The following is a 9,339-nucleotide window of genomic DNA, read 5'->3' on the forward strand; positions in this document are numbered from 1 at the left end:
GCACCCCCGCACCTCGACGAGGCGCCCGCCGGACCGGAGCAGTCGGTCCAACGGGCGCCTCCTCTTTTCCAGGACCTGCTTTTCCTGGACCTACGCCGCCCCGCGCCCCTTCAGCGTCTCCACGACGTCGCCGCCGTGGTAGTACGTGCGCCCCGCACGACTGCGACGACGCCACCTGGACTCGCTCGCGTGGCGGTACACGCTGCCGGTCGAGACGCCCCAGAGGCGGGCGACGTCGGCCGCGCTCACCCAGCGCACAGGCTCCGCCTCCGCGGCGGCAGGACGCCCGGCGGCCGGGTCCGCCGCGCCCTGGGGTGTGGCCTCGGACACGGAACTCGCCGCGCGGGCCGTGCCGTTGAGGCGGCGTCCGAGCTGGAGCCACTCGTGGCCCAGCCAGAGATGGCCGGGGTCGCGGTCGCAGCGGATCACGGCCGGAAGCCGCGGCTGCTGCGGCCTGACCACGGCGGTCAGTGATCCCGTGCAGTCCGGCTCCACGCAGGCACCTATCGGAACCTGGGTGCGTACCTCGGGATCCACCACCCGGCGGGCGTGCCGTACCAGCCGGGCCACCTCGCCCGAGAACTCGCCCGCGGCGTCGTGCCCCGCGAGCCAGTCGAGGTGCCGGTCGAGGAACGCGGCCAGCGGGAGCACCGCCCGGCGCGGCGCGGTCACCCGGCGCTCCTTGACCACGGCGCCCGCCCAGGAGCCGAGCACGCCCAGGACCTCGGCCCGTACCTCGGCCGCCGCGGCGTTGAACGGCATGCCGGGCAGCGGGCCGCCGGACGTCCTGGGGCGGGCCGGGTCGCTGGTGCGGCCGTCGAGCCGTCGGCCGCAGGCCTCGTACAGTCCGGGCAGCCGGCCCAGTTCCACGGACAGCCGTTCGTGGCAGGCCCGGCACAGCCGGCCGCCCGCGGTCGCGAGGTGCCGGCGGTTCCCGGCCACCTGGCGGCCGGTGCAGCCTGCTCCCGCGCAGGCCCGGACCCCGGCCGCGCAGGCTCCTTCAGGTATCGACGCAATCCCCACTTGCTCCCCCATTCGTCGTTGTCCACCTGAGTGGGAAAGCTAGTTCGATGGGGATTCGGCGGGCAACCCGAATCAGTGACTCCTGTGCTGGGCCTGACCTTTTCCTGGGATCCGCACGCGGCTTTTCGTTCTCCTGACGTAGTTTCACGTTGGCCTGAATCGGAATCCATTGACTACGGCTCCGGAGGCGAAGAAGCTACTCAGTAATGTCGGAGGACTGGCTGAAAAGCGCCTGGTGAGGACGGACTTGACACTCCTCTGTACCTCGCCTGACGTTCCCCTGTATCTCCTGTGCTTCCGTTTGCGAAATACACAGAATCCTGAATCCGGAACTCTTGAGGGCGCCGTCGGAAGCGAAGAACATGGAATCTAACGTCGCTGAATTGTCGCCGATTCGCGCCGCCCGTATCTATTCCCTTTCGCCGATCCCGCGCGGATCAGTACCGGAAGAAGGCAGAACCATATGACCAAGATCGGAATCATCCTCGGCAGCACCCGCCCCGGCCGCCGGGGCCAGGCCGTCGCCGAGTGGGTGGCCAAGGTCGGTGCCGAGCAGGTCCCGGGTGCGGTCTTCGAGGTTCTCGACCTCGCGGACTTCAACCTTCCGATCCTCGACGAGCCGCAGCCGCCGGCGTTCGGCAAGTACAGCAAGGAGCACACGCAGAAGTGGGCCGAGGCCATCGACGGCTTCGACGGCTTCGTGTTCGTGACCCCCGAGTACAACCGCTCGGTCCCGGGCGTGCTGAAGAACGCGCTCGACTTCGTCTACAACGAGTGGAACAACAAGGCGGCCGGCTTCGTGGGCTACGGGCTGCAGGGCGGTGCCCGCGCCATCGAGCACCTGCGGCTGATCCTGTCCGAGCTGAAGGTGGCCACGGTCCGCTCCCAGGTCGGCCTGTCGCTGTTCGGTGACTTCACCATCACCAACCCGACGGAGCCCGGCGAGTTCACCCCCGGCGCCCACCAGGCGCAGACCCTCACCACCATGCTCGAAGAGACCGTCTCCTGGGCGCAGGCGCTGAAGCCGCTGCGCGAGGGCGCGTGACCCGGGTAGAGGCCGAACCCGCAGCACCTCAGGAGATCACCCCGGCGATCTGGCGACTCGCCGGGGTGATCGCTCTGGGCGCGTTCGCGGGCGGCCTGGACACCTCGCTCATCAACATCGCGCTGGAGACGATCCAGCGCGAGTTCCATGCCGGCATCGGCACCGCCCAGTGGGTCGCCAGTGGCTACCTGCTGGCGTTGGCCGTCTCGCTGCCGATCTGCGCCTGGCTCGGCCGCCGGGTCGGCGCCGCCCGGCTGTACCTGTGGGCGCTGGCCGCGTTCACGGTGATCTCCGCACTGTGCGGACTGGCCCCGAACATCGAGTCGTTGATCGTCCTGCGGGTGTTCCAGGGACTGACCGCCGGCCTGCTCGTCCCGACCGGCCAGACGATCCTCGGTCAGGCCGTGGGACCGGGCCGGCTCGGCCGCGTCATGGCCAGGCTCGGCATCGCGGTCACCCTGGCGCCGGCCCTGGGCCCCACGCTCGGCGGCCTGATGCTGCACTCGCTGTCCTGGCGCTGGCTGTTCCTGATCAACGTGCCGCTCGGCGTGATCGCCATCCTGCTGGGGCGGCGCTACCTGCCGCTCGCCAAGGGGGCGTCCACCACACCTCCGGACTGGATCGGCTACGGCTACATCGGCCTCGGCCTGCCGCTGGTCGTGTACGGGCTCACCAGCTGGGGCGAGTTGGGTTCCCCGGACGGGGCCAGGGTGCTGCTGCCGCTGGCGATCGGCGTCGCGGGACTGGCCGCCTTCGTCCGGCACGCCACCCGCCGCGCCCACCCGCTGCTGGACATGCGGCTCTTCCGCGACCCCGGCTATGTGGCGGCCTGCACGGGCTTCATGTTCAACGGGGCGCTGAGCTTCGGCAGCGCGCTGCTGTTCCCGCTCTACTTCCAGTTGCTGCACTCCGACGGCGTGGTGGCCACCGGACTCCAGATGCTTCCGCTGGGCCTGGGCACCGCGATCATGCTCCCGCTCGGCGGGCGGCTGACCGACAAGTACACCGGAGGCCCCGTCGCCGCGCTCGGCGCCGGCCTCACCACCCTGGTCACCGGCGCGTTCGCGCTGTCCGACCACCCGGGTGTGGTGTTCGTGCAGTTCCTGCTGTTCGGCCTCGGGATGGGAACCGGCCTCGCCACCACCCCGATGATGGTCGCCGCGTTCGGCATCGTCCCCCGGGACCGGCTGCCCGACGCCACCGCGCAGATCAACATCCTGGTCCGGATCGGCGGCGCCCTGGGCGCGGCCCTGTTCTCGGTGATCGTCGCCCGCGGCCTGTCCGAAGGGGCCGAGCACGCCTTCCACACCGCCCTGTGGTGGCAGTTCGGCACGGCCGTGGCCGCCCTGCTCGGCACCCTCGGGCTGTGGGCCGCGCTGCGTACCTCCGACGCCCCGCTGACCCCGGCACACCCCCACTCCGCAGGAAAGGCCTGACCATGGGTGAGACCGTTTACGACGTGGCCGTCCTCGGCTCGGGCATGGCCGGCGGCATGCTCGGGGCCGTGCTCGCCCGCAACGGCGTCAGCGTGCTGCTGATCGACGCGGGCGTCCATCCCCGGTTCGCCGTCGGCGAGTCGACGATTCCGTACACCTCCGTACTCACGAAGATCATCGCGGAGCGCTACTCGGTGCCGGAGCTGGCGCCGCTCGCCGGCCACCAGGGGATCATCGAGAAGGTCTCCCCGATGTGCGGCAAGAAGCAGAACTTCGGCTTCGTCTACCACCGGGAGGGGCACCCGCACGATCCCGAGCAGATCAACCAGATGGTGATCCCGGCCTGGCAGCGGACCGAGAGCCACCTGTTCCGCCAGGACGTCGACGCCTACCTGTTCCACCTCGCGGTCTCCTACGGCGTCGAGCCGCTCAGCGGCACCCGTATCCAGGACATCGACGTCGACCCGGCCGAGGGCGTCACGCTGCGCTCGGACAAGGGCGAGGAGTTCCGCGCCCGCTACCTCGTGGACGGCAGCGGCTTCCGCTCGCCGGTCGCCGACAAGTTCGGCCTGCGTGACGTGCCGACCAGGGCCCGCCACCACTCCCGCTCCATGTTCACCCACATGGTCGGGGTGACGCCCTTCGACGACGCCGAGGCCGCCCGGTCGCACCGGCACCGCAGCCCGTGGCACGAGGGCACGCTGCACCACGTCTTCGACGGCGGCTGGCTGTGGGTCATCCCGTTCGACAACGAGGAGGACTCGCTCAACCCGCTGTGCAGCGTCGGTCTGACGCTGGACGAGCGGGTCTTCCCGAAGACCGAACTCACCGCGCAGGAGGAGTTCGACGACTTCCTGCGCCGCTACCCGGAGATCGCCGAGCAGTTCCGGGGGGCCAAGGCGGTACGCCCCTGGGTCAGCACCGGACGGCTCCAGTACTCCGCCCACGACACCGTGGGCGAGCGCTTCTGCCTGACCTCGCACGCGGCCGGGTTCATCGACGCGCTGTACTCGCGCGGCCTGACCAACACGCTGGAGGTCGTCAACGCCCTCGCCTGGCGGCTGATAGCGGCGTCCAGGGACGGCGACTGGTCGACCGAGCGCTTCGCCTTCATCGACGAACTCCAGCAGGGCCTGTTCGACGTCCACGACGACGTCGTCTACAGCTCCTTCGTCGGCTTCCGGCACTACGACCTGTGGAACGCGGTGCTCCGCGTCTGGGAGTCGACCACCGTGCTGCCGACGGTGACCCTGGAGCAGGCCTACCGGCGGTTCCTGGACAGCCGCGACGACCAGGTCTTCCGCGACCTGGAGAAGCGGCGCCACCCGGGCCTGCCCGACCCCGTCGGCCAGGACATCCACGAACTGCTCACGTTCACCCGGGAGCTGTGCCAGGCCGTCGAGGCGGGCACCCTCGACCCGGCCGAGGCCGCGGACCGGGTCTTCGCCCGGATCGCCGGCTCGCCCTGCCTGCCCGAGCCCTTCGACCGGGGCAACCGGGACGACAAGTGCTTCGAGGCGACTCCCGAACTCGTCGAACTCGCCCAGAAGTGGGGCCGTACGACAGCGCCCGAACACATCGCCCAGATCTTCGGCTGAGGGCGCAGGAGGACGACTTAAGGAGTCTCGTGCCACCCATAGATCTGCTGTTGCTCGACATCGTCATCATCCTGGCCGCCGCCCGCTTCCTCGGGGCGGCGGCCGTCTTCTTGGGCCAGCCCAGGGTGATCGGCGAGATCGCGGCGGGGATCGCCCTCGGGCCGACCCTGCTCGGTCACCTGGCCGGCGACGCCGTCTTCCCCGCCTCCGTCATCACGCCGCTGAAGACACTGGCCGCCGTAGGCCTGGTGCTGTTCATGTTCGTGGTCGGCATGGAGCTGGACCACCGGCTCATCCAGGGCCGGGGCCGGGTCGTCACCGGGGTCGCGGCGGGCGCCACGCTGCTGCCGCTCGTGCTCGGCTGCGGCTTCGCGCTCTGGCTCGCTCCCCGGTACGCCGACGTCGGCACGCTGCCCTTCGTGCTCTTCTTCGGGGTGTCGGTGTCGGCCACCGCCTTCCCCGTGCTCGCCCGCATCCTCACCGACCGCGGTATGCAGCACACGCTGATCGGCGGGATCGCCCTCGCCGCTGCCGCGGTGATCGACGTCGTCGCCTACGCCCTGCTGGCCGTGGCGGTGGCCCTCGCCTCCGCCTCCGGCCACGAGTCCTGGCGGCTGCTGCTCGCCCCGGTGTACGTGCTGGTGATGTTCCGTCTGGTACGGCCGCTGCTGCGCCGCCTCGCCGACACCGCCGAGCCGCTGCCGTACCTGCTGATCGGCTTGTTCGCCTCGGCCTGGGCCGCCGAGTGGATGCAGATCCACTACATCTTCGGGGCGTTCCTGTTCGGCGCGGTCATGCCCCGCTCCGAGGCGTTCCTCGAACGGCTCAGGGAGCGCCTGGACCCGGCCGTCCAGCTGATGCTGCCGGTGTTCTTCGCGGTCACCGGGCTCACCGTCGACCTGACCGGGCTGCGCCTGGCCCAACTGGGCGTCCTCGGCGTGATCCTGGCGATCTCCGTCGTCGGCAAGGTCGGCGGCGGATACGCGGCGGCACGGCTGTCCGGCATCCCGCCCCGGGGCTCGGCGGTGGTGGCGTCCCTGGTCAACACCCGTGGTCTGACCGAGATCGTCATCCTCTCGGTGGGCCTGGAGCAGGGCCTGCTCGACGCCCGGCTCTACGCGCTGCTCCTCGTCATGGCCCTGGTCACCACGGCGATGACCGGGCCGCTGCTCAGCTGGAGCTACCCGGCCGACCGGCTGCGCGAGGACCTCGACGCGGCGGGCCGGGCCGGTGTGCGCACCCTTCGGTCCCCGAGCAAGGCCACGGTCCCGGACCCGGGACCTTCCGACGAACCTCTTGGAGACAACACCGATGGACGCTGACGTCATCGTCGTGGGAGCCGGTCCGGCCGGCCTGATGCTCGCCGGTGAGCTGCGGCTCGCCGGGGTCGACACCGTCGTCGTGGAACGCCTCCCGGAACGCACCGGGGAGTCGCGCGGGCTGGGCTTCACCGCCCGCACGATGGAGGTCTTCGACCAGCGGGGGCTGCTGTCCCGGTTCGGCGACATCACCACCAGCAACGTGGGCCACTTCGGCGGGCTGCCGGTCGACTTCGGTGTCCTGGAGGGCGCCCACCAGGCGGCCAAGAGCGTGCCCCAGTCGCAGACCGAGGCGGTGCTGGAAGCCTGGGTGCAGGAGCTCGGCGCGGATCTGCGCCGCGGCCACGAACTGGTCGGACTCACCAATGGCCCGGACGCCGTGGAGGTCGAGGTCAAGGGCCCCGACGGCACCGAGACGCTGCGCGCCCGCTACCTCGTCGGCTGCGACGGGGGCCGCAGCCTGGTCCGCAAGGCGGCGGGGTTCGACTTCCCCGGCACCGCGGCGACCCTGGAGATGTTCCTCGCCGACGTCAAGGGGCTGAACCTCGAACCGTCCATGATCGGGACGACGTACCCCGGCGGCATGGTCATGGTCGGCCCGCTGCCGGGGGACGTCACCCGGCTGATCCTGTGCGAGCGGGGCATCCCGCCGAAGCGCCGTACCAGCCCGCCCGGTTACGACGAGGTGGTCGAGGGCTGGAAGCGGGTCACCGGGCAGGACATCTCGCACGGTGAGCCGGTGTGGGTGAGCTCCTTCGGGGACGCCACCCGGCAGGCCACCGAGTACCGCCGCGGCCGGGTGTTCCTCGCCGGGGACGCCGCGCACATCCATCTGCCCGCCGGCGGCCAGGGGATGAACACCAGCATCCAGGACGCGGTCAACCTCGGCTGGAAGCTCGCGGCGGTGATCCGCGGCCGGGCCCCCGAGGCCCTGCTGGACACCTACCACGACGAGCGCCACCCGGTCGGCAAGCGGCTGCTGATGAACACCCAGGCCCAGGGCCTGCTGTTCCTCAGCGGCGCCGAGGTGCAGCCGCTGCGCGACGTACTGAACGAGCTGATCAGGTACGACGACGTCAGCAAGCACCTCGCCGCGATGGTCAGCGGCCTGGAGATCGGTTACGACGTCGGCGGCGGGCGCCATCCGCTGCTCGGCCGCCGGATGCCGCACCTGGAGCTGGTCGGCGACGGTTTCAAGACCAGCAGCACCGAGCTGCTGCACGGCGGCCGTGGCGTCCTGCTCGACCTGGCGGACAACGCGACGCTCAGGCGCCGGGCCACCGGCTGGGCCGACCGTGTCGACACGGTGACCGCCGAGCCGCACGCCGTCGCGGACACCAGCGCGCTCGCCGGCACCTCGGCCGTGCTGATCCGCCCCGACGGCTATGTCGCCTGGGCGGCGCCCGGCAGCCACGGCGACCTGCCGATGGCGCTGGAGCGCTGGTTCGGCCCCGCGCGCTGAGCACCACCCCGCCGTAAATCCGAGGAGCTTCCCGTATGCCGCCGCAGCCCGTCCTGCGCGAGGTCGAGCACGAGATCACCGTCTCCGCTCCCGCCGCCACCGTCTACCGCCTCATCGCCGAGGTGGACAACTGGCCGCGGATCTACCCACGGATCGTCCACGCCGAGCAGGTCCCGGAGGGCGGCGGGCGGGAACTCCTCCTCATCTGGGGCACCACCGCCGACGCGTCCTTCGAACACTGGACGGCCCTGCGCACCCTCGATCCGCAGCGGCTGCGGATCACCTTCCGGCCCACCGGATTCGGCCCGCCCCTCGCGTCGATGGACGGCGGCTGGGTCGTCGAGCCGCTGTCCCGGGCCGAGTCGAGGGTGCGGCTGCTGCACGCGTTCAGCCTCGTCGACGACGACCCGGGGGAGTTCGAGCGGATCGACAGCGCCGTCGACCGCAACTCCCGTACCGAACTCGCGGAACTGAAGAAGAGCGTCGAAGCGGCTTACCTGGCCGAGGAGTTCACGTTCTCGTTCGAGGACACCGCGCGGATCGCGGGCCGGGCCGAGGACGTCTACGACTTCGTCAACGAGGCCCCGCTGTGGGCCGAGCGCCTGCCGGGCGTCGAGGAGGTCCGGCTCGACGAGGACAAGCCCGGGCTCCAGCGGCTGGAGACGGTGACGCGGGCCCCGGACGGCTCGACCCACCGTGCCGTCTCCCACCGGGTCTGCCTGCCGCATCGCGGGATCCTCCACCGGCAGGTCACCCTGCCCGCGCTGCTGAGCCTGCACACCGGCTCCTGGACGTTCGAGACACCCGCGGACGACACCGGCGGCGTGGTCGCGTCGGCCCGGCACACCGTCGTGCTGAACACCGCGAACATCACCGCGGTCCTCGGCCCGGACGCGACCGTCGCCGACGCCCGCGCGCACGTCCGCGAGGCGATCGGCGCAAGCAGCCGGGCCGTGCTCGCCCAAGCCGGGCGGTACGCCGAACGCGGGCGCCGAGCCGGGCCGGCGGCCCGGACACCCCACCCACGATCTGGAAGAAGGACATGAACGGACTCACGGGCAAGACGGCGTTGGTGACGGGTTCGAGCCGGGGGATGGGCCGGGCGTCGGCCGTGCGGCTGGCGCGGGAGGGCGCGTTGGTGGCCGTCCACTACTCCAGCAGTAAGGAGGCGGCGCAGGAGGTCGTCGAGGAGATCGAGAAGGACGGCGGCCGTGCCTTTGCGGTACGGGCCGAACTCGGTGTCGCGGGTGATGTGCATGCGTTGTTCCTGGAGTTGGAGGAGGGGCTGCGGGAGCGCACCGGGTCGCCCGCGCTGGACATCCTGGTGAACAACGCCGGGGTGATGGGCGGCGTGAAACCGGAGGACACCACGCCGGAGACGTTCGACCGGATCATGGCGGTGAACGCGAAGGCGCCGTTCTTCCTGGTGCAGCGGGCGTTGAAGCACATGCGTGAC

7 protein-coding genes and 1 pseudogene are annotated in these 9,339 nt (G+C 71.1%); 7 read left to right on the top strand and 1 reads right to left on the bottom strand.

Translation table 11 applies throughout. From position 1 onward, the window contains the following. Nucleotides 1-90 precede the first annotated feature (90 nt). The gene (locus MQP27_RS50640) at nt 91-942 is read right to left on the bottom strand and encodes a hypothetical protein (protein ID WP_242779450.1); all 852 of its coding nucleotides are present in this window, start codon (nt 940-942) and stop codon (nt 91-93) included. 544 nt (nt 943-1,486) lie between these two features. Between MQP27_RS50640 and MQP27_RS50645 the strand changes: the two genes are divergently transcribed. The 7 genes and pseudogenes from MQP27_RS50645 to MQP27_RS50675 form a co-directional block, all read left to right on the top strand. Further along, a complete protein-coding gene (locus MQP27_RS50645; RefSeq protein WP_242779453.1) occupies nt 1,487-2,068 on the top strand; it encodes an NADPH-dependent FMN reductase in 582 nt (193 codons plus the stop codon). Then, a complete protein-coding gene (locus MQP27_RS50650; RefSeq protein WP_242779456.1) occupies nt 2,065-3,504 on the top strand; it encodes a DHA2 family efflux MFS transporter permease subunit in 1,440 nt (479 codons plus the stop codon). The genes MQP27_RS50645 and MQP27_RS50650 overlap by 4 nt, the downstream gene beginning before the upstream one ends. 2 nt (nt 3,505-3,506) lie before the next feature. Next, entirely contained in the window at nt 3,507-5,102 is a 1,596-nt protein-coding gene (locus MQP27_RS50655) for an NAD(P)/FAD-dependent oxidoreductase (RefSeq protein WP_242779459.1), read from the top strand. Between the two features lie 29 nt (nt 5,103-5,131). Further along, nucleotides 5,132-6,424 carry a cation:proton antiporter gene (locus MQP27_RS50660; RefSeq protein ID WP_242779462.1) on the top strand — a complete coding sequence of 431 codons (1,293 nt, stop codon included), beginning with the start codon at nt 5,132-5,134 and terminating at the stop codon, nt 6,422-6,424. Continuing rightward, nucleotides 6,414-7,883: an FAD-dependent monooxygenase gene (locus MQP27_RS50665; RefSeq protein ID WP_242779465.1), complete on the top strand. Its 1,470-nt coding sequence runs from the start codon at nt 6,414-6,416 to the stop codon at nt 7,881-7,883. The genes MQP27_RS50660 and MQP27_RS50665 overlap by 11 nt, the downstream gene beginning before the upstream one ends. A 35-nt stretch (nt 7,884-7,918) precedes the next feature. Then, nucleotides 7,919-8,929, top strand: coding sequence for an aromatase/cyclase (locus tag MQP27_RS50670; protein WP_242779468.1), 1,011 nt, complete (start codon nt 7,919-7,921; stop codon nt 8,927-8,929). Continuing rightward, nucleotides 8,926-9,339, top strand: a pseudogene (locus tag MQP27_RS50675) (SDR family NAD(P)-dependent oxidoreductase); the annotation flags it as partial. The gene MQP27_RS50670 and the pseudogene MQP27_RS50675, both read left to right, overlap by 4 nt.

The organism is Streptomyces cylindrosporus, assembly GCF_022698165.1.
In the GTDB taxonomy this organism is placed as follows: Bacteria; Actinomycetota; Actinomycetes; order Streptomycetales; family Streptomycetaceae; genus Streptomyces; species Streptomyces cylindrosporus.